The organism is Maribacter hydrothermalis, assembly GCF_001913155.1.
In the GTDB taxonomy this organism is placed as follows: Bacteria; Bacteroidota; Bacteroidia; order Flavobacteriales; family Flavobacteriaceae; genus Maribacter; species Maribacter hydrothermalis.
This window is the reverse complement of sequence record NZ_CP018760.1, coordinates 78,264-100,018: the sequence shown is the minus strand read 5'-3', so window position 1 is coordinate 100,018 and position 21,755 is coordinate 78,264. Positions and strand designations below refer to the sequence as shown.

Sequence of the window (21,755 nt, the reverse complement as noted above, 5' to 3'; positions counted from 1 at the left end):
TCAAGTAAATGAGAATTGAAGAAAATATTATTTTCATTATTTAAGTTATTTGTCAATTAAGGAATTAAAAATTAATGGCAACATAACTATGGGACCAAATAAATTGATATACTAATTTGATTATTATTACTTTGATAAAGTCCAATATTCAATAGATAACACATTACTGCCAAACCTGCAATACCACAAAAGAGCAATCTATCTCGAATTTTTTTAGTTGAGTAGTTGTATATTTTTGGTATGAATTTTTATTAAATATATGACTATAATCTTCTACCTAATTAATGTTCGTATATATCATTATAAAGTGCAATATATTTTTCTTTAATAATTTTTCTCTTCATTTTCATAGTTGGAGTAAGGTGACCACCATCTATACTCCAAACATCGGGAGTTAGTCTAAACTGTTTAATTTTTTCCCATTTAGCAAAACTTTCGTTGGCATGAGCAACTTCCTCTTCAATTCTAGCTATAACCTTTTCATTAGATACAATATCCATATTTTCGCCAACAGAAATATGCTTTCTTTTTGCCCATTCTTTAATATGTTCAAAATTTGGTTGTATTAATGCGGCAGGCATTTTTTCACCTTCACCAATAACCATAATTTGCTCAATAAAGAGTGATTGTTTGAACCTGTTCTCTAAAAGCTGTGGAGCAACATATTTACCCCCCGATGTTTTAAACATCTCTTTTTTACGGTCTGTTATTCTAAGAAAACCGTCCGAGTCTAATTCGCCAATATCACCGGTAAGGAAATAACCGTCAACAATAACTTCTTTTGTTTTTTCAGAATCTTTATAATATCCTAACATTACTTGAGGTCCCTTTATACAAATTTCACCATCTTCAGCTATTTTTACTTCTGTTCTGTCAATAGGCTTACCCACGGTGCCAATTCGAAAACCTTCTTTTCGCATGTCATTTACGGAAACCACTGGCGATGTTTCAGATAGTCCGTAGCCTTCCATAAGTCCAAATTCTGCAGCATTAAAAATACGTGCTAATCTTGGTTGTAAAGCGGCACTCCCCGAGGCTATAAGATTTAGGTTTCCACCAAGACCTTCTTTCCATTTACTGAAAATTAATTTTCGCGCAAGAGATAACTGCATTTCATACCACCATCCATTTTGTCCGTATGGTTCATATTTAAGTCCTAGGTCTACAGCCCAGAAGAAAAGTTTCTTTTTTATTCCTGCTAACTCAGCTCCTTTGGCATATATTTTATCATATACTTTTTCTAATAATCTAGGAACCGCTGTCATTACATGTGGACTTGTTTCTTTTAGATTATCGCTGATTTTTTCAAGTGACTCTGCATAATATATGGTTACACCTCTGTATTGGTATAAGTAGATAATCATTCGCTCATATACATGACATAAGGGTAAAAAACTTAACGCCTTGGTGTTTCCATCTTCTATGGGAAAACGTTTAGAGCTCTCAATGGCGTTGCTTACCAAATTATCGTGCGATAACATTACTCCTTTAGGTCGGCCAGTTGTTCCTGATGTATATATAAGAGTAGCTAAATCATAGGGTTTAACTTTTTCTTTTAATTTTTCTACATCCTCTTGGTTAGATGTATCTGTACCAAGTTCTAATACTTTGTCCCAGTTTTCACAATTTGATAATTCATCAAAAGAATAGATTTTTTCTAGACTTATAACTTGGTCTTTAATAGCAGTAACTTTATCATAAACCTCACCACAAGAAACAAAACAAAACTTTGCTTCAGAATGGTTTAAAACATATGCATAATCTTCCTCGGATATTGTAGGGTATACAGGTACATTTTGCGCTCCTAGCTGTAAAACGCCAATATCCATAATATTCCATTCTGTTCTATTGGTAAGGGATATTACTGCAATTTTATCATTTGGTTTAACTCCTAATCGTAATAACCCACGACTTATTGCATTGGCTTTATCTATATATTCTTGGGTAGATGTACTCATCCACTTTCCATCCTTTTTTGACACAAGTGACATTTCTAAAGGATATTGCTCTAACTGATAATAGGGGAGGTCGAACAGTCGGGTAACTTTTTGCATACGGAGTTTATAAATAGAAATGCAAATTAGTGAATCAATAGCGAATTTTAAAATTGGATTAATAAATAAAAGTGGAAACGATCATTAATTTCTTAATAAAAATTTTTAAATGTGGATTAATATATTTTACTATTTAACTACAATAAATTGCAATTGAACCTTTTAACAATGTAATTAATGTTTTTATAAGAAATTTATTTATCCTTATAATTTAGATTTAATATTAGGATTGGCAATATACAAGGTGTTGTTCTAAACGATAAAGATGTTTATTATGAGGATATTTCAGTTGTAGGTATTTATAACTTTTGAGCTGGTTTTAGTTCTTAATCTAGTGTTGATCTTAAGGTTTATGCGCATCGTAAGTTTATTAGTAATCATTTCTTTATACATAGTTACAATCAGTTTATACTATATAAATAATATAGTTTTTTACCCAAATTTGAAAATCGAATGGTCTAGCTTAGATTTTTTGAAATAAATGCGAATTTGTGTTAATATAGAAGAAGATAGTATTGGCTGACAAAATCAGTTAATTATAAAATGGAAAGATTTAGTCCTATGGTTATTGTTATAAAAATTTTATAATTCTAGTGATAAGTTTTGAAAGAGTAGGCTATTAGTTATATAATACGTTTTGGTTGTAAAAAAAGCTGTGTACTCCAGAATTGGGAGTGCACAGCTTTAGTATTTATTTGAGTTAAAAATGTTTATTTCTGATTATCTACCCACTTTTTAGCATTATGGAATGCTTCTAACCATGGTGAAACCTCATCGTTTCTATCCGATGGATAATACGCCCAGTTCCATGGAAAAATAGAGCGTTCAATATGTGGCATAGTTACTAAGTGACGACCAGTTTTATCGCAAAGCATTGCAGTGTTGAAATCACTACCATTCGGATTTGCAGGATAACCTTCATAACCGTACTTGGCTACAATATCATAATTATCTTCTGATAACGGTAAAGCAAATTTACCTTCACCATGAGAAATCCATACACCAAGTTTACTTCCTTCTAACGAAGAAAGCATTACAGAGTTATTTTTCTGAATTTCTACAGAAGTAAAATTACTCTCGTGCTTATGAGAATCGTTGTAAGTCATCTTACCATGAGATACGTGTTCAGGATTGATAAGGTCTAATTCCATGAACAATTGACAACCATTGCAAATACCAACAGATAACGTATCTGGTCTAGCAAAGAAGTTTTTGATGACCGTATTAGCCTTTTCGTTGTATTTAATAGCACCTGCCCATCCTTTTGCACTTCCTAGCACATCAGAGTTAGAGAAACCACCAACAGCACCCAAGAATTGAATATCCTCTAAATTCTCACGACCAGAAATTAAATCGGTCATGTGAACATCTTTTACATCAAATCCGGCTAAATACATAGCATTTGCCATTTCACGCTCAGAGTTACTTCCTTTTTCACGTAGAATAGCTGCTTTTGGTCTGCCGTTACCTGAAGCTTCTGAACGGTTTGGTAACGTTATTGATGCAGAATTTAGAAATTGATATAGTAAAGGCTGAACCTTATAATTATCAAATCTATATTTAGCCAAACCATTTGCAGTTTGCTGATTGTCTAGTAAATACGATGTTTTGAACCAAGTATCACGAAGGGTTTCAATATTAAGTCCCATTTCCATACCGTTATTTTTAACGGTAAGTGTCGCTTCGTTAGCAACAGTTCCTATTTTCTTGGCATCAATATTCTTAGATTTTAAAATAGCTTCAATGCTATCATCTTTCGCTTGAAAAACTATACCTGCGTTTTCAGAAAATAATACTTTAATTGTATCAGCTTCACCTAAACTTGTAAGGTCAAGATTTGCTCCTAAATCAGTATCTGCAAAACATAATTCTAAAAGTGTAGTAATCAATCCGCCAGAAGCAACATCATGTCCTGCTACTATTTTATCTTCTTTAATTAAAGTTTGAATCGTATTAAAAACAGTTTTGAAGTAAGCGGAATCAGTGATGGTTGGAGTTTCGTTACCAATACTATTTCTAGTTTGGGCAAAAGATGAGCCACCTAATTTAAAGTTGTCTTTAGAGAGGTTGATATAATAAATATCACCACCATCTATCTGTAAAACAGGTTCAACAACCTTGCTGATATCGCTACAGTTACCAGCAGCCGAAATAACTACGGTACCGGGGGAAATGACATCACCATCTTTATATTTTTGTTTCATGGAAAGGGAATCCTTTCCTGTAGGTACATTAATTCCTAAATCGATAGCAAAATCAGATACTGCTTGTACTGCTTTGTATAAACGGGCATCTTCACCTTCATTTTTACATGGCCACATCCAATTAGCAGAAAGTGAAACAGATGCCAGTCCGTCTTTTAACGGAGCCCAAACTAAATTGGTCAACGATTCTGCAATACTATTTTTACTACCTGCCGCAGGGTCAATTAAGGCAGAAATAGGGGAGTGCCCAATACTAGTGGCAATACCTTCTTTTCCTTTAAAATCCAACGACATTACTCCACAGTTGTTCAGCGGTAATTGCAACGGACCAACACATTGTTGTTTTGCAACACGACCACCAACACAACGGTCGACTTTGTTAGTAAGCCAATCTTTACTGGCTACAGCCTCAAGCTGAAGAACAGCATCTAAATAATCATGGAAAAATTCTAATGAATACTCCGCATTTTTATAATCTCTTTTAACGGTACTATCCGTCATCACCGTTTTTGGAGAACTACCGAACATATCCGATAATGCCAAATCCATCGGCTTGGCACCGTTAGTTTTAGATTCAAAAGTAAATCGGTCATCACCGGTAACATCACCAACTTCGTACATTGGAGAACGCTCACGATCGGCAATACGTTTAAGAAGGTCAATATCTTTTTTACTAATAACAAGACCCATACGTTCTTGGGATTCGTTTCCGATTATTTCTTTGGCAGATAGGGTAGGGTCGCCCACAGGTAACTTGTCTAAATCTATTTTACCACCAGTTTCCTCAACTAATTCAGATAAACAGTTAAGGTGTCCGCCAGCTCCATGATCATGAATAGAAACAATGGTATTTTTATCACTCTCTACCATGCCGCGTATGGCATTGGCAGCTCTTTTTTGCATTTCAGGATTAGAGCGTTGTACTGCATTTAGTTCAATTGCAGAGCTAAATTCGCCCGTATCTGCACTTGAAACTGCAGCGCCACCCATACCAATTCGGTAATTGTCTCCACCTAATATTACTATTTTATTACCTGTTTCAGGTTTGTCTTTTATTGCTTGCTCTACTTTACCGTATCCTATACCACCAGCTTGCATAATTACTTTGTCATACCCTAACTTACGGTGACTGAGTATAGCCGAAGTCTGGTCTTCAGAAGTTTCAAACGGCGTAGAAGCCTCATCATGCTCAAAAGTTAGTACAGATCCAGTGATTAAAGGCTGTCCAAATTTATTACCAAAATCAGATGCGCCATTAGAGGCTTTTATAAGGATGTCTATAGGAGTTTGGTATAGCCAATCTCTCTCTTTCATTCCTTTTTCCCAAGGTCTTTCTTTCTCTAAACGAGAATAGGCGGTCATATATACAGCAGTTCCGGCAAGAGGTAAAGAACCTTTACCACCAGCTAATCTATCTCTAATTTCTCCACCTGCACCAGTAGCAGCGCCATTAAAAGGCTCTACGGTAGTAGGGAAGTTGTGTGTTTCCGCTTTTATTGAAATAACGGAGTCAAACTCTTTTTCCTGATAAAAATCGGGCTTGTCTGCTGTTTTGGGAGCAAACTGCATCACTCTAGGTCCTTTTATAAAGGCAACATTGTCTTTATAGGCAGATACGATATCATTAGGGAACTCTTGTGATGTTTTCTTAATTAATTTAAATAAAGAAGAAGGCATTTCTTTACCGTCAATTACGAAAGTGCCATTGAATATTTTGTGTCTACAATGTTCGGAATTCACTTGACTGAATCCGAATACTTCAGAATCTGTTAGCTTTCTACCAAGCTTTTTGCTGAGGTTTTCTAGGTAATTAACTTCTTCATTGTTAAGTGCTAATCCTTCTTGCTTGTTGAAAGCAGCGATATCCTCAATGTTTAATATAGGTTTTGGTGCTACATGAATATCAAAAACCTCTTGATTTAACGTGATGTATTTCTGAGAAATCATAGGGTCGAATCCCATAAAATGTTCATCGACGGCATTAAATTCTTCAATTCGTATAATTCCGGAAACGCCCATATTTTGAGTAATTTCAGTGGCATTGGTACTCCAAGGAGTAATCATAGCGGCTCTAGGCCCAACAAAAAAGGCGTCAAGAGACGCCGCATTTATTTTAGGTTGGTTGCCGAACAACCATATAAGTTTACTCGTATCTTTAGATGAAAGCTCCTTAGCGGTCTGTACCGCAAAAACCTTTTTGCTAGGTTCCCCAAAAAAGTGAATCATTGTAGTGTATCTGGTATTTATTTTTGAAATACAAAATTAAGGCTTTACTACTTACTATTTACGGTAATCTGAAACACTTTTAAACAGCAATTGTTAATGAAATTAATAAGACTTTGTTTTACCTTTAGCATCAGGCTCAAAAGTACTAACATAGCATTATCTTAAAGTCTGGAAATTGGATTTTAATAACAAACTATAATAATAGTATGTTTATTGGACTTGAATTGAATTCAAAATAAACAGCTAAATTTAGTTGTTTAAAAAATTAGAATAGCATGGCGAAGCAAAATAAGGATACAGAGGCACTTGAATATTGTATGGATATGATAGGCGGTAAGTGGCAACCAATAATTTTGTATCATATTAGTAAAGGTACCAATCGATTTAATAAGCTTTTCACGGAAATTGAAGGTATAAATCGCCAAATGTTAAGCAAACAATTAAAGTCTTTGGAAAAATCTGGAATCTTGGACCGTACTTTATATGGTGAAATTCCACCACGAGTAGAATATACGTTGACTCCACTAGGTAAATCATTGCTTCCGGTAGTGAAGGCGATGACCAGCTGGGGTCAAAAACAATTGGAAGAAAAAGTAGAAGCACCAGTAATGCCAGAAGCTCCAAAAAATCAACAATTGCCGCTTTTCTAATATTATTGAAATAACCCTTATGTTTTTAAATTTGGATTTTAATGCCATTTAAAATTCTATTACCTTAAAATAGTGTACTCTGATTTTGAATTAGATAAAAAATGATTGTTTATGTACATGTAATCATCAATTTATGTAACTTTTAGCAACTAATTCAAAAACCAATATGAAACAAAGAACTACGCTATTAGCAGTCGCATGCTGTTTATTCACCTTAAGTGGCATTTATGCGCAAAAGAAAAGATCTAACAAACAAATTGAACTATTAAAAACGGAAGTCGCCGCTATTGTTGAAGAGAACAAGAAGCAATCTCAGGTAATGGTCGACAAAATTTTTAGCTTTTCAGAATTAGGTTTTCAAGAAGTGGAATCTTCGAAGTATTTGACCGGAATTCTTGCTGAAAACGGATTTGAGATAGAAAACTCCATCTCGGGAATTCCTACCGCTTGGTTTGCAACCTGGAGCAATGGCGAAGGACCTACAATTGCCTTAGGTAGCGATGTAGATTGTATTCCAAAAGCATCTCAATATCCAGGTGTGGCTTATCACAAACCAATTGTAGAAGGAGCTCCTGGGCATGGTGAAGGTCATAATTCGGGTATTCCAATGAATATTTCATCCGCATTAGCGGTTAAAAAGATTATGGAACGTGAGAATATTGGCGGTACATTATTGGTATGGCCAGGCATAGCAGAAGAGCTTGTGGCTGCTAAAGCATGGTATGTGCGAGATGGTCGTTTTGATGATATTGATATGTGCATTTTTACCCATGTTGGTAACAACCTTGGTGTGTCTTACGGTCCTACAAGAGGTACAGGATTAATATCGGTAGAATATTCTTTTGACGGCGAAGCTGCACATTCCGCTGGTTCCCCATGGAGAGGTAAAAGTGCTTTAGATGCAGCGGAGTTAATGAATATTGCTTGGAATTATAAAAGGGAGCACCTGCATCCTCTAAAACGTTCGCATTCCATTTTTACGGATGCTGGTGATCAACCAAATGTAGTACCATCAAAAGCTGCGATATGGTTTTATTTTAGAGATATTAAATATGAGGGAATTATGGAAATGTATGCCATGGCCAATGATATGGCCAAAGGTGCAGCATTAATGACAGGTACTACAATGACCTCAAAAGTTTTAGGTACGGCATGGCCACGACATTACAATAAGGTAATTGCAGAGACTATGTATTCAAATATTCAGTATGTAGGATTGCCAAAATGGTCAGACGCTGATCAGCAATTGGCAAAAGCAGTTCAGACTGAAGTAAATTCGGAAAAAATAGAAGGATTATCTATGAAATTAGACGAATTAGGACTTCCTGTTCTCGAGCCAATTAGTGGTGGTTCCGATGATATAGGAGATATTTCTTGGAAAGTGCCTACAGTAACGTTGAGCTACCCATCAAACATACCAGGATTACAAGGGCACCATTGGAGTAATGCAATTGCCATGGCAACACCAATTGCGCATAAGGGCGTGGTTGCAGGGGCGAAGGTAGAGGCGATGACTATAATTGACTTTTTATTAAAGCCAGATCTAATGAAGGGTGCGTGGGATTATTTTAATAATGAGCAGCAAAAAGAAACCAAATACCAACCTATGATTTCTGAAAGCGATATGCCACCAATTTACTTGAATAAGGACAAACAGGATCAGTTTAGACCAGCACTAGAGAAATTCTATTATGATGAAACTAAATATGATACGTATTTGGAACAATTGGGAATTGAATATCCAACTTTGAAAGAGTAAGTTACTGAGTACTATCCATTGAAAAAGCCTTTCGACACAAATGTGTCAAAAGGCTTTTTAATTTGTAATAAAGCAGTAATTAGATTTTCTTCTCTAGCAAAGCCATATAGAATCCGTCATAGCCGCTTTTAGAAGCGTATATTTTTTTGTCTTTTATCAGCGTAAAGTCTTTTCCTTCTTCGGATTTTAAAAATGATTGAACTTGGTGACTATTTTCTTCAGGTAAAATAGAGCATGTAGCATAAACCATTTTTCCACCCGGTTTCACTATTTTACTGTAGTTTCTAATGATTTCGTGTTGTGTTTTTATAATTTTGGCAAGAAATTCTGGCTGCATTTTCCATTTAGAATCGGGGTTTCTTCTCAAAACTCCTAATCCTGTGCAAGGTGCATCGATTAGTACTCTATCTGCACTTCCATAAAGCTTTTTGTAAACTTTGGTAGAATCTATTTCCCGAACCTCAATATTATGAGCACCATTACGTCTAGCGCGTCTTTTCAATTCTTTTAATTTACTTCCGTAAATATCCATTGAAATCAATTGCCCTTTATTTTCCATTAAAGCCGCTAAGTGCAATGATTTTCCGCCAGCACCAGCACATGTATCAACAACTCGTTGCCCTGGTTCAATATCCAAAAATTCAGCAACTAGTTGGGACGAGGCATCTTGCACTTCGAACATGCCATTTTTGAAAGCTTGTGTTACAAAAACATTTGCTCTTTCCACTAATTTTAAAGCTGACGGGTAACCTTTAATAGGTTCTGCGACAATATTTTCATCTAATAAAGCTTTACGTAATTCCTCTTTAGTAGTTCGTAAAGTATTTGTTCTTAGAATTACTTCGGCAGGTTCGTTAAGCTTAGCTAATTCTTCCGTCCATAATTTATCACCTAATGCTTTTTCACCTAAATCGTCAATCCAATCAGGGATAGCTTCTCTAAATTTTCTTATTTGAGAAAGTTCATCGAATTTACCTTTGATTCGTCTTTCTGGAGTTGGTTCGATTTGTTTCCAATCGGGTAATTTAATTCCCTTTAAGATTGCCCAAACGGCCCACATACGAAATAAATCTGATCTGCTAAATGGCGCTTTTACTTCAGCGATTTCAGCATATAATCTTTTATAGCGTACCATTTCATAGGTGGTTTCCGCAATAAATCCACGGTCACGTGCTCCCCACCGCTTGTCAAATTTAAGTACTTTTTGAACCACCTTGTCGGCGTATTCATTTTCGTTAAATATTAGGTTTAAGGCGTCGATTACGGCAAAAACCAAATTTCTATGTAATTTCATTAGAATAGCTATTATTACTTTATCATAAGGTTTAAAGCCGTAATTGGATTGATTATCGATTAGATAGGCTTTTGTCCTCCAAAAATTTATGGCTGCAAAGGTATTGTTTTAGAAGCGATTCCATTTATTTTTGATGAACTTTATAATAGAACACCATGCGTTATACCTTTCTTTTATTTGTTTTGTTACTTTCATGCACTGAAAGTGTTTCAACAGCACCCTTTAATTCGGTAAAAATTGAAGCAATATATACCGATTCGCTAAGTATTAGAGCAATAGAACTTATGGGTAATAGTTTGGCTTTCGCAGCTAATAAAGGCACATTTGGAACTGTAGATTTAGCTTCGGGGAAAGTGCGCGCCAATGTTGAGAAATACCATACCAGTGTACCGGCATTTAGAGCGGTTGCCCATACGTCTACAGATTTTTTTATGCTTTCGATTGAGTCACCAGCACTTTTGTATAAAACAGGAGATAAAGGACGAATGGAACTGGTATATAAAGAGGAGGGAGAAGGGGTATTTTATGATGCTATGACTTTTTTAAATGATAAGGACGGAATTGCAATTGGGGATTCAGTTGACGGATGCTTAAGTATTATCATAACTTCGGATGGTGGAAAATCGTGGTCTAAACTACCATGTTCCCAATTACCAGAGGGAATTGAGGGTGAAGGCGCTTTTGCCGCAAGTAATACCAACATTAAAACAATAGGTAATAGCATCTGGATAGCAACTACAGCGGGCCGTATTTTATTTTCTTCGGATAAGGGAAAAACATGGAAAGCCTATCAGACCCCGATACAAAATACAGAACCTACTGAGGGTATTTATTCAATTGATTTTTATGATGAAAATTTAGGATTTGCTATTGGTGGAGACTACACGAATCCTGATAGTTCAAAAGCAAATAAGGCAATAACCAAAGATGGTGGAAAAACGTGGAATCTAATTGCAGATGGTAAAGCGCCTGGTTACAAAAGCTGTGTTCAATTCGTTCCTGCGTCAAACGGCAAAGGACTTGTCGCGGTAGGTTTTACAGGAATATCATATTCATCTGATATGGGCGCGAGTTGGAAAGAACTGTCAAAAGAATCTTTTTATACTCTACGCTTTCAGAATGATTCCGTTGCTTATGCTGCGGGTAAGAATCGAATTTCTAAACTAACTTTCAAGTAATTAACGACCTCCTTTATTATGGCGGTATTGTTTAATTAAATCGCGTTTAAAATCTTCTTCAGCTTTTAATAATAACAATGCTTTTTTTGCAGATGTAACTTTACTAACATGTAAAAGAAATGCCTTATCTAATTCTTCCTCCTCCTCTTCGATAGAGACTTTAAGTTTTAATAATTTTTCAGCATCTTTTTCAGATAAATCATCACTATTATCAAGCTTATCTTTTATTTGGCTATGTTCTTTACGCATTAATGCGTGTCTCTTTTCTTCATACTCATTATAAACAGGCCAAAACTCTTGAGCTTCCTTGCTGTCTAAAGAAAGTTTCTCCGTGATGTAAGCTATCTTTAATGTCTTTATTTTCTCCCAATCCTTTTTGTGTTGACCAAAAGATATAGCGGTAAAAAACATTAATAAAAGTAGTACGAACTTATTCATTTTCTTGCAAATTAAATTCTTCAAAATCATTAGTATCATTACTTAAATAATCCAAAATATTTTCATGCTCTATTGGAGAGCTCATCATATCTGAAAATTCTGTTTCTGTTACAGGTAACACCTCTGCAATTTCATAAGGTGAAAGCTCAAAATCGTTATTTTCAAAATAAGCTTCAATATCAGTATTGGCCAAATCGCTAAAACTTAATTCACTTGAAGAACTCCAATTGTAATTTAAAGCTATGAGCACAATAGCTGCAATTGAGGCAGCTACGGCTATTATTTTTTTAATAGGAAAAAGCGGAATTACCTTTGGTTCATTCTCAAGTTTTCCTTTAAGGGATTTATTGAACGATTCAAAATAATTATCGGGCACTTTAAACGCACTATCTTTTGGAATAGAGTTTTCGGGTTTAGATAATTTACCCATTAATCTATCCTCAAAACTAGCGAAATAGCCTGATGGAGTTTTAAACGGATTTTTTTTGTTCTTGTTCATGTTATTAGTTTGACACCCAATTGTATAAAAGGTTTAATCTTCTTTTAAATACTGCTCTAATTTTTTAACTGCTAAATGGTATGAGGCTTTTAATCCCCCTACAGAAGTGTCCAATATTTCTGAAATTTCTTCATACTTCAGCTCTTGAAAGTATTTCATATTAAAAACCAATTTTTGCTTTTCAGGTAGTGTGGCAATTGCTTTTTGAAGTTGAAGTTGAATTTCATCTCCCTCAAAATAGACATCTGCCTCTAAGTTGGATACTAATTTATCTTGATAATCAGTATCAGATAAACCTTGCAGTTTTGCTCGTTGTTTTATAAAATTCAAAGCTTCATTGGTTGCAATACGGTACATCCAAGAAAAGAGTTTACTTTCTCCTTTAAATCCGTCTATATTTCTATAAACTTTAATAAAAGTGTTCTGTAAAACATCATCAGCATCATCATGGCTTAATACAATACTTCGTATCTGCCAGTACAAACGTTCTTTGTAGGTATTTACCAATACCTCAAAAGCTTGTGCTTGCTTGCTTTTAGTTTTTAAATCTAATACTAATGTTTCCTCTTCAATCACCTAGAAATGAGGTTTGTTTATTCTTAGACCATGAAGTTAGGGAAAGGTTTAATACGGCATTGGTTTTTACTCGACAATTGAAATTTAAAGATAAATCTTATTATAAAGTCTAGCGGGCTAGTTCCAAGATAATATGTCGAATTTTAAGAACGACATAATTTTAGGAGGTTAATGATTGCATCTGAACTAGTTTCATATAACTCCCATTTAACTCTAAAAGTTCAGCATGCGTGCCTTGCTCCACAATTTCTCCTTTGTGAAGTACGACAATGGTATCTGCATTTTGAATCGTCGAAAGTCGGTGTGCAATAACAATTGAAGTTCTGTTTTTCATCATTTTTTCAAGAGCATCTTGAACAAGGCGTTCACTTTCAGTATCTAAAGCAGAAGTAGCTTCATCCAAAATCATTATGGGCGGATTCTTTAATACCGCTCTAGAAATGGATAATCGCTGCTTTTGACCTCCACTTAACTTATTACCGCTATCACCAATATTGGTATCATAACCGTTAGGCAGATCCATTATAAAATCATGTGCGTTTGCTATTTTTGCTGCTTCGATGATTTCGTCGTCAGTAGCATTTTCTTTCCCTAATCCGATGTTATTTTTAACCGTATCATTAAATAAGATGGAGTCTTGTGTTACCAGTCCTAGTAGACCACGTAACGACTTTTTACTAAGGTCTTTAATATTATTGCCATCAATATTAATAGTTCCTTCGTTCACATCGTAGAATCGCGTAACTAGATTGGCAATGGTACTTTTACCGCTACCGGATTGCCCTACTAAGGCAACTGTTTTTCCTTTTTCAACAATTAGGCTAAAATTTTTTAATACATAATCATCTTCATATTTAAAAGATATGTTATTGATATTAACTGCTTTATTAAATGTTCCTAGGTGGATAGGATTTTCAATTTCAGAAATAGGATTTTCTGTCTCCAATATTTCTAAAACACGTTCTGCAGCTGCGTTTCCTTTTTTAACTCCGTAAGAAGCTTTACTTATGGCTTTTGCAGGAGTCAATATTTGATATGACAATGCCATATACGTTATAAATAGTTCAGCTTCCAATGTTTTATCTACAAGCACCATTTGCCCGCCATACCACAGAATTACTCCAATGGCTGCAATGCCAAAAAATTCACTTGTAGGCGAAGCCAAGTTTTGCCGGTTGAGTAGGCTATTAGAAAAATTAAAAAATCGTTTGGTAGAAGCTTGAAATTTTTCAGCAAATACCGATTCGGAATTAAAAGCTTTTATAACTCGTAATCCACCTAATGTTTCTTCTAAAATTGATAAAAAATACCCTTGTTCATTTTGAACCTTGTCAGATTTTCGTTTTAATGATTTTCCAATTAATGAAATTAAAAAACCTGAAAGTGGAAGAAATAGAAATACGAACAAAGTCAATTTAGGACTTATAGCGAGCATGGCTATTATGGTAAATATAATTGTAAGTGGCTCTCTAACAATCAATTCTAATATTGATAAAAAAGAATGTTGAATTTCTAATACATCTGAGGTTATACGGGCAATCGTATCACCTTTTCTTTTTTCAGAATAATATGATATGGGTAGTTCTACTGTTTTGTCGTACAATTCATTACGTAAATCTTTAAGTACACCATTACGTAAAAATGTAATAAAATACATAGCTAGGTAGTTGAAAAGATTCTTTAAAAGGAACATAGCAATTATTAAGCCTACCATCAGCATTAATACTTCACCGGGATCACTCTGCTCGCTTCGTTGCGTTATATAAAAGTTTAATGATTCCGTTACGTAATCTTTTAAATCAGAAATACCGTTCCATTGTGGTTTGGTATATATTTTCTCTGTTTGTTTAAAAAGCACATTCAACATTGGAAATAATGAAATCATTGCCAATGTTGAAAATAATGCATAAAAGATGTTCGATATAATGTTTAAAATTGCATATATCTTGTATGGCTTCGCAAAACGAAGAATCTTTTTGAAATAGTTCATTAACCTAAATTAAGTTCAGCAAGAATATTTTTGATTTTATCATCAAGTTCTGCCGATACTTTTTTGTAATCTTCAGTTTTTTCTAATTTCGTATTTGTACTGATGTAGAATTTAACCTTAGGTTCCGTTCCACTTGGTCTTGCGGCAATTCTTGTACCGTCTTCAGTTTCATAAATTAAAACGTTGGATTTTGGAATATCAATAGTTATTTCTTCACCCGTCAATACATTTTTGGCAGTTGAAGTGTTGTAATCTTCAATCCACTTTACTTTAGAACCAGCTACAGTTTCCACCGGGTTTTCCTTGAAATCTTTCAACATTTGCTTAATTTCTTCAGCACCACTAATACCTTTTTTGGTAATAGAAACTAAATGTTCTTTGTAGAAACCATAATCAACATAACATTGAATTAAATCTTTGTAGAAAGAGCTGCCATTAGCTTTCGCTTGGCTAGCAATTTCACAAGCCAATAGGGTAGAAGTAACCGCATCCTTATCGCGAACAAAATCACCTACCATATAACCAAAACTTTCTTCTCCACCGCCAATAAAGTCTGACTGGGGGAAATCTTTAATCATTTTACCAATCCATTTAAAGCCGGTAAGCGCAGTTTTAAATTCAACGCCGTATGCTTTCGCCATAGCTTCCATCATAGGTGTGGAAACAATTGTGGTAGCAATAAATTCATTGCCTTTAAAACCTTTTTCTTTTCTCTTTTCTAAAAGGAATTTTGTCATTAAAACCATTGCTTGGTTTCCGTTGACAATTTCCATTTTACCTTCTAAGTTACGAACGGCAATACCTAAACGATCACTATCTGGATCTGTACCTACAACCATATCAGCACCAATTTCTTCGGCCTTTTTTACAGCCATCGAAAGTGCTTCGGATTCTTCTGGATTAGGGGATTTTACCGTTGGGAAATTTCCATCGGGTTTAGCCTGTTCTTCTATAATAGTCACATTTTCATATCCACCTCGTTTCAATACTTCCGGTATTGCAGTTATGGAGGTACCATGTAATGATGTGAAAACTATTTTAAAGTCATTTTTACCGGCAGCATTAAAGTTACCTGCAGCTACAGATTGCTTTATAAAAGCTTCGTCCACTTCTTTATCGATAACTTGAATTAAATTATCATTTGCCGTGAATTTGATATCCTCAAAACCAAGTGCATTAATTTCGGAAATTATGGCTCCATCTTGTGGTGGAACAATTTGTCCGCCGTCTGTCCAGTATACTTTATACCCATTATATTCTGGTGGGTTGTGCGATGCCGTTAAAACAATACCTGCATGGCAATTTAGATATCTTACGGCGAACGAAAGCTCAGGAGTAGTACGCAAATCTGAAAAAAGGTATACTTTAATATTGTTTGCAGAAAAAACTTCAGCTACCGTTCTAGCCAATGTATCGCTATTATGGCGGCAATCAAAAGCAATAACTACTTTAATTTCCTCCCCTTTATACACCTTATTTAGATAGTTACTAAGTCCTTGTGTGCTTTTGCCCAACGTGTATTTATTTATGCGATTGGTACCTACGCCCATTACACCCCTCATACCACCGGTACCGAATTCCATATTTTTATAGAAACGGTCGTTCAGTTCTTCCTTATCATTAGCGATAAGATGTTCAATTTCTTTCTTTACGGCTGGGTCGAAAAAATCGGTAAGCCAGGTTTTTGCGGTATCAAGGATGTTATCCATTTGGGTTATAGTTTTATGTGCAATTAAGTTAGTAAGAATTTTACTATTCTAAAAGTGCGGTGTTTAATTCTTCGGAGACAATATATCTTTTTTCTTCTTTCTTAGATCGTATTAATATTTCTCCAATAAATCCGGCTAGGAACAGTTGTGTTCCTATAACCATGGCTATCAATGAAATATAAAATTGTGGACGATCGGTAATCAATCTTCCAAACGGATTAATAAATAATTTATCTATACCTAAATAAATAGCAAATCCGAATCCTATTAGGAACATTAAAACACCTAACGCTCCAAATAAGTGCATAGGTCGTTTACCAAATCTAGAAACGAACCAAATGGTCAATAAATCTAGAAATCCATTTATGAAACGTTCCATTCCGAATTTTGTTTTACCGTATTTACGAGCTTGGTGTTGTACTACCTTTTCACCAATTTTTGAAAAACCTGCATTCTTTGCAAGAACAGGTATGTATCTATGCATTTCGCCAGAAACTTCAATATTTTTTACTACGTCTTTTGCGTATGCTTTTAAACCGCAGTTAAAATCATGAAGTCGCACTCCCGAAGTACGTCTGGCTGCCCAATTAAATAATTTTGATGGCGTGTTTTTGAAGATGATAGAATCGTAACGTTTCTTTTTCCAGCCAGAGACCAATTCATAACCTTCATTGGTTACCATGTTGTATAGTTCCGGTATTTCTTCTGGGTTATCTTGTAAATCAGCATCCATAGTAATGATGACATCACCGCTTACCGCTTTAAATCCTGCGTGCAGGGCTTGAGATTTTCCGAAATTACGTAGAAAGTGAATACCTTTTACATGAGGGTTTCGATTGGATAAATCTGTAATAATATCCCAGGAGCTATCCGTACTCCCGTCATCAACAAATAGTATTTCATAAGAAAAATGATTGGATTGCATTACGGATACAATCCAATCATGAAGTTCTTCAAGCGACTCTTCTTCGTTAAGTAAAGGAATTACTATTGATAATTGCATGCGTTATATTAGTATTCCTGTCAAAAGTACGAATTAGTTAAGATTTTCATTCTTTTTTAAAACGAATGCTGGAATTAAAGAAAGTACAAAACCGATTACCAAACTGAATATTAGACCAAAAACTATTTGCATGGTAGGTGTAGTAAAAGGTTTTCCCATTTCCATTTGTGCATCTACTTGTTCTACTGTCATATTGGAATTCTCCAATAACTGATTCTTTTGAAATTCCATAGCTTTTGCCATCATGTCTGGATCAATGACATTCGCCATAATTTGATTAAATAAGATACCAATAATGCCACCAATTAAACACACTCCGACTCCAATTTTGAGAGCTTGACCAAAAGTCATGAATCCATTATTTGCTTTTTTAAATTGAATCATAGCTACTAGTAAAGCGGCCAATGATAATCCTAGACTAATAAGCATAACAACGGTTCCTCCTTGGTAATGCATGTCGGCCGTATAAAGCATAAATGCAAACACTACACTGGTTACTCCTAAAAGTAATCCAAAATTTAATGCGTATTTTCCAGTTTTAGGTTGATTTTCTTCCATAATATATATTGGTTTAAGGTTGACTTTCTAAGTTAGTATTAAGAAAACTAATATTGTTACAAAAATGATTAAATTTAATTTTAATTATTTTTTGCAATTTGTAATTGCTCGTTTATAGATTTTAACTAAATTTGCACCCTTAAAATGAGTGCCCGTCGGAATGGGTGCATTAAAGTTTTTAAAATGAAAAAAGATATACACCCAGAAAATTATAGGATAGTGGCCTTTAAGGACATGTCTAATGAAGAAGTATTTTTGACTAAATCAACAGCGGACACTAAAGAGACTTTAGAAGTAGATGGTGTTGAGTACCCATTGGTAAAATTGGAAATTTCAAGAACTTCTCACCCTTTTTATACTGGTAAAGCTAAATTCTTGGATACTGCTGGTCGTATTGACAAGTTCAAGAACAAGTACAAGAAATTTACGAAAGAGGAGAAAAAAGAAGAAGAATAAAAGTTTTTTCCTTTAAATAGTATAGCGCCTTCGAAATTTTCGAAGGCGTTTCTGTTTCATTTAACTTTTAAATAATAGAACTCATCTATTAAATAGTAATGCACAAAGGTTATTTGTTAATTTTGTTAAAAATAAATTTGTATGAACTTTATTCTTTTTGATGGTCCACGTAGGAATCATTTATTGCCCTTCACTTTCACAAGACCAGTTGCTGATATTCGTGTGGGCATAATGACTTTACGTGAGCGATGGAATTTTTATTTGAAAAATTCTACTTCGTCACTCACAGAAGATTACTTGAGTATAAAATTCCCATTGCAATTAGAAGATGTAAATATTTTTATTGATGCATCGGTGTTACCTACAACGGCAATGGTGAAAGCGGTCAATGAGTTGCAAGTTGGTGAAGTTTTAAAATCTGATGATTTAATTATAGCATATTCCAGTAGCAAGCCCAGAAGTGTCGATGAGATTAATAAATTAAAAACTATTGCTTTTAATGGGGAGTTTCTGCAAATAAATAATACCTGGGATATTTTTGATAAAAATGCAGATATTTTACAGATAGATTTTGACTTGATAACTAAAGGACGTAAAAGTCAGCCTATTCCCAAAACTAATCACTTAATACATCCAGAACGTATTTTTCTTGAAAAAGGCGCAAAAGTAGAATTTAGTATATTGAATGCTACCGACGGGCCCATTTACCTTGGTAAAGATTCTGAAATTTGGGAAGGGAGTTTAATTCGAGGTGGTTTGGCGCTTTGTGAGCATGCCGTCATAAAAATGGGAGGTAAACTTTACGGGGCAAATACAATTGGGCCTTATAGTAAAGTATGTGGAGAGGTAAGTAATTCTGTTATTTTTGGATATTCTAGTAAAGGTCATGAGGGGTATTTAGGAAATGCAGTTTTAGGGGAATGGTGCAATATAGGAGCGGACTCCAACAATTCTAACCTAAAGAATAACTATGCTAAAGTTCGATTATGGGATTATGCAACCGAACGTTTTGAACAAACAGGTTTGCAATTTTGTGGACTTATGATGGGTGACCATAGTAAGACAGCTATAAATACGATGTTTAATACAGGAACCGTAATTGGTGTAAATTCAAATATATACGTACCTGGTTTTCCAAGAAATTTCATACCTAGCTTTAGTTGGGGCGGAGCCTCTGGGTTTATGGCATATTTACCAGAGAAAGCATTCGAAGCTGCAAAAGTAATGATGGCTAGAAGAGGAGTAGTGTTTGATGATGTTGAAGCCGATATTCTTACCCATGTATTTGAAATAACTAAAAAGTGGAGAAATTATTAAATATTTTTAACTGCTATTCAATTAGTTAGATTTTTAAAGCTAAGTGAAGTTTAAGTATTTTTGCACGCTCAAAGAGATTTTTAGATGAAGAAGAAAGTGGCTTTTTATACTTTAGGTTGTAAATTGAATTTTTCCGAAACTTCTACCATAGCCCGCAGTTTTGCAGACGAAGGATTCGATAGGGTAGATTTTTCTGAAGAAGCAGATATGTATGTAATTAATACCTGCTCTGTAACCGATAATGCGGATAAGAAATTTAAGACCATTGTAAAAAAAGCACAGAAGATAAATCCTGATGCTTTTATTGCTGCCGTTGGTTGCTACGCCCAATTAAAACCAGAAGAACTGGCCGATGTAGATGGCGTGGATTTAGTTTTGGGTGCAACGGAGAAATTTAAAATTACCGATTATATAAATGATTTAACTAAAAATGATCATGGTAAAGTCCACTCTTGTGAAATTGCCGATGCTGATTTTTATGTAGGTAGTTATGCTATAGGCGATAGAACAAGAGCTTTTTTAAAGGTTCAGGACGGGTGCGATTATAAATGTACCTATTGTACAATTCCATTAGCTCGTGGTATTTCTAGAAGTGATACGTTAGAGAATGTAATAAAAAATGCTGCGGATATTTCCGAGCAAGGTATTAAAGAAATTGTATTAACAGGTGTTAATATAGGCGATTATGGTAAAGGGGAGTTCGGAAATAAAAAGCATGAACATACCTTTTTAGATTTAGTTAAGGCATTAGATGATGTTAATGGAATACATCGTTTACGTATATCTTCTATAGAACCTAATCTTTTAAAGAATGAGACAATTGATTTTGTTTCGCAAAGTAAAACTTTTGTACCTCATTTTCATATACCATTGCAAAGCGGTAGCGATGATTTGTTGAAATTAATGAAGCGTCGTTATATGACTGGCCTATATAAAGATCGTGTTCAGAAGATTAGGGAGGTAATGCCAAATAGTTGTATTGGTGTTGATGTAATTGTAGGGTTTCCTGGTGAGACAGAGGAGCATTTCTTAGAAACGTATCATTTTCTAAATGATTTAGATATTTCTTATTTACACGTATTTACGTATTCGGAAAGAGAGAATACACCGGCAGCAACAATGGATGGGGTGGTTCCAAATAAAGTTAGAAACAAGAGAAGTAAAATGTTAAGAGGGCTTTCGGTAAAGAAAAGAAGGGCATTTTATGAAAGTCAAATTGGCAATGATTTAACGGTACTATTTGAAGGAGAAAATAAGGAAGGTTACATTCATGGGTTTACCGAAAATTACGTAAAAGTAAAATCGCCATGGAATCCAGAATTGGTAAATACACTTCAACCTGTTCATCTAACAGAAATAGATAATGATGGGTTGGTTAGGTTCAATTTTGTGAACGAAAAAGTAGAAGCATAAAAAAAGCCTTTCGTTCGAAAGGCTTTTTAATTTTTTAGATTCGAATACCAATAGGTAGCATTTCTTTATACTGTAGTCGGTTTTTTCTTAAAAATCCTGCGATGTGCGGACTTGTAGGAACAACTCTAAGGTTTTTTTCTTGAATTGTACTTAGAACAGCTTTAATGAAGTTTTCTCTAAAACTTTCGTCTGTAATCTCTTCTGGTACTACCAGTTTTGTTAGAAAGACTTTACGTTCTTGAGAAGAGTACTCAATTCTGGCAAGATGACCATCTACAGTAGTTTCAAATTGGCGCAGAAAAGAATTGTCCTTGATAATAACATCGTTCATATAGATAATTTTAGTGTTGCTATTAGACAAAAAAATTACGATGTTCTCATACCGCAATTTATAGTTGTTAAAATGTTATAAAGATTATTGCCTAATATTA

General features: G+C 34.7%; 17 protein-coding genes. 6 read left to right on the top strand and 11 right to left on the bottom strand.

The window, feature by feature from the left end; all coding sequences use genetic code 11:
• Window positions 1–281 precede the first annotated feature (281 nt).
• A complete protein-coding gene (locus tag BTR34_RS00485) occupies window positions 282–2,054 on the bottom strand; it encodes an AMP-dependent synthetase/ligase (RefSeq protein WP_068484533.1) in 1,773 nt (590 codons plus the stop codon).
• A 710-nt stretch (window positions 2,055–2,764) separates the two neighbouring features.
• Window positions 2,765–6,484 carry a phosphoribosylformylglycinamidine synthase gene (purL, locus tag BTR34_RS00480; protein WP_068484534.1) on the bottom strand — a complete coding sequence of 1,240 codons (3,720 nt, stop codon included), beginning with the start codon at window positions 6,482–6,484 and terminating at the stop codon, window positions 2,765–2,767.
• A gap of 275 nt (window positions 6,485–6,759) precedes the next feature.
• Here purL and BTR34_RS00475 point away from each other — a divergent pair, with 275 nt between their 5' ends.
• The gene (locus BTR34_RS00475) at window positions 6,760–7,134 is read left to right on the top strand and encodes a winged helix-turn-helix transcriptional regulator (protein WP_068484535.1); all 375 of its coding nucleotides are present in this window, start codon (window positions 6,760–6,762) and stop codon (window positions 7,132–7,134) included.
• A 166-nt stretch (window positions 7,135–7,300) separates the two neighbouring features.
• Window positions 7,301–8,893 carry a zinc-binding metallopeptidase family protein gene (locus BTR34_RS00470; RefSeq protein ID WP_068484536.1) on the top strand — a complete coding sequence of 531 codons (1,593 nt, stop codon included), beginning with the start codon at window positions 7,301–7,303 and terminating at the stop codon, window positions 8,891–8,893.
• A gap of 79 nt (window positions 8,894–8,972) precedes the next feature.
• Here the strand turns inward: BTR34_RS00470 and BTR34_RS00465 are convergent, their stop codons facing one another.
• The gene (locus BTR34_RS00465) at window positions 8,973–10,187 is read right to left on the bottom strand and encodes an RsmB/NOP family class I SAM-dependent RNA methyltransferase (protein ID WP_068484537.1); all 1,215 of its coding nucleotides are present in this window, start codon (window positions 10,185–10,187) and stop codon (window positions 8,973–8,975) included.
• A 155-nt stretch (window positions 10,188–10,342) separates the two neighbouring features.
• Between BTR34_RS00465 and BTR34_RS00460 the strand changes: the two genes are divergently transcribed.
• Entirely contained in the window at window positions 10,343–11,365 is a 1,023-nt protein-coding gene (locus BTR34_RS00460; protein WP_068484538.1) for a WD40/YVTN/BNR-like repeat-containing protein, read from the top strand.
• Here BTR34_RS00460 and BTR34_RS00455 read toward each other — a convergent pair whose 3' ends face one another.
• The 7 genes from BTR34_RS00455 to BTR34_RS00425 form a co-directional block, all read right to left on the bottom strand.
• On the bottom strand, window positions 11,366–11,803 hold the full coding sequence (locus BTR34_RS00455) for a hypothetical protein (protein WP_068484539.1): 438 nt from the start codon (window positions 11,801–11,803) through the stop codon (window positions 11,366–11,368). It lies immediately after the preceding gene.
• Window positions 11,796–12,302, bottom strand: coding sequence for a hypothetical protein (locus BTR34_RS00450; RefSeq protein WP_068484540.1), 507 nt, complete (start codon window positions 12,300–12,302; stop codon window positions 11,796–11,798). Before BTR34_RS00450 ends, BTR34_RS00455 begins: the two co-directional genes overlap by 8 nt.
• Before the next feature lie 33 nt (window positions 12,303–12,335).
• Entirely contained in the window at window positions 12,336–12,878 is a 543-nt protein-coding gene (locus BTR34_RS00445; RefSeq protein WP_068484541.1) for an RNA polymerase sigma factor, read from the bottom strand.
• A 160-nt stretch (window positions 12,879–13,038) separates the two neighbouring features.
• Entirely contained in the window at window positions 13,039–14,868 is a 1,830-nt protein-coding gene (locus BTR34_RS00440) for an ABC transporter ATP-binding protein (protein WP_068484542.1), read from the bottom strand.
• Complete coding sequence (locus tag BTR34_RS00435; RefSeq protein WP_068484543.1) at window positions 14,868–16,577, bottom strand: phospho-sugar mutase; 1,710 nt, start codon at window positions 16,575–16,577, stop codon at window positions 14,868–14,870. The genes BTR34_RS00440 and BTR34_RS00435 overlap by 1 nt, the downstream gene beginning before the upstream one ends.
• 43 nt (window positions 16,578–16,620) lie before the next feature.
• A complete protein-coding gene (locus BTR34_RS00430; protein WP_068484544.1) occupies window positions 16,621–17,580 on the bottom strand; it encodes a glycosyltransferase family 2 protein in 960 nt (319 codons plus the stop codon).
• A 33-nt stretch (window positions 17,581–17,613) separates the two neighbouring features.
• The gene (locus tag BTR34_RS00425) at window positions 17,614–18,138 is read right to left on the bottom strand and encodes a DUF4199 domain-containing protein (RefSeq protein ID WP_068484545.1); all 525 of its coding nucleotides are present in this window, start codon (window positions 18,136–18,138) and stop codon (window positions 17,614–17,616) included.
• 183 nt (window positions 18,139–18,321) lie between these two features.
• Between BTR34_RS00425 and BTR34_RS00420 the strand changes: the two genes are divergently transcribed.
• The 3 genes from BTR34_RS00420 (at window position 18,322) to mtaB (ending at window position 21,324) form a co-directional block, all read left to right on the top strand.
• Window positions 18,322–18,594 (top strand): type B 50S ribosomal protein L31, encoded by a 273-nt coding sequence (locus BTR34_RS00420; RefSeq protein WP_068485003.1) that lies wholly within the window; start codon window positions 18,322–18,324, stop codon window positions 18,592–18,594.
• Window positions 18,595–18,735: 141 nt separating this feature from the next.
• Window positions 18,736–19,911: a GlmU family protein gene (locus tag BTR34_RS00415; protein ID WP_068484546.1), complete on the top strand. Its 1,176-nt coding sequence runs from the start codon at window positions 18,736–18,738 to the stop codon at window positions 19,909–19,911.
• Window positions 19,912–19,995: 84 nt separating this feature from the next.
• A complete protein-coding gene (gene mtaB, locus BTR34_RS00410; RefSeq protein WP_068484547.1) occupies window positions 19,996–21,324 on the top strand; it encodes a tRNA (N(6)-L-threonylcarbamoyladenosine(37)-C(2))-methylthiotransferase MtaB in 1,329 nt (442 codons plus the stop codon).
• Between the two features lie 34 nt (window positions 21,325–21,358).
• Here the strand turns inward: mtaB and BTR34_RS00405 are convergent, their stop codons facing one another.
• A complete protein-coding gene (locus BTR34_RS00405; RefSeq protein ID WP_068484548.1) occupies window positions 21,359–21,655 on the bottom strand; it encodes a GNAT family N-acetyltransferase in 297 nt (98 codons plus the stop codon).
• Between the last annotated feature and the right edge of the window lie 100 nt (window positions 21,656–21,755).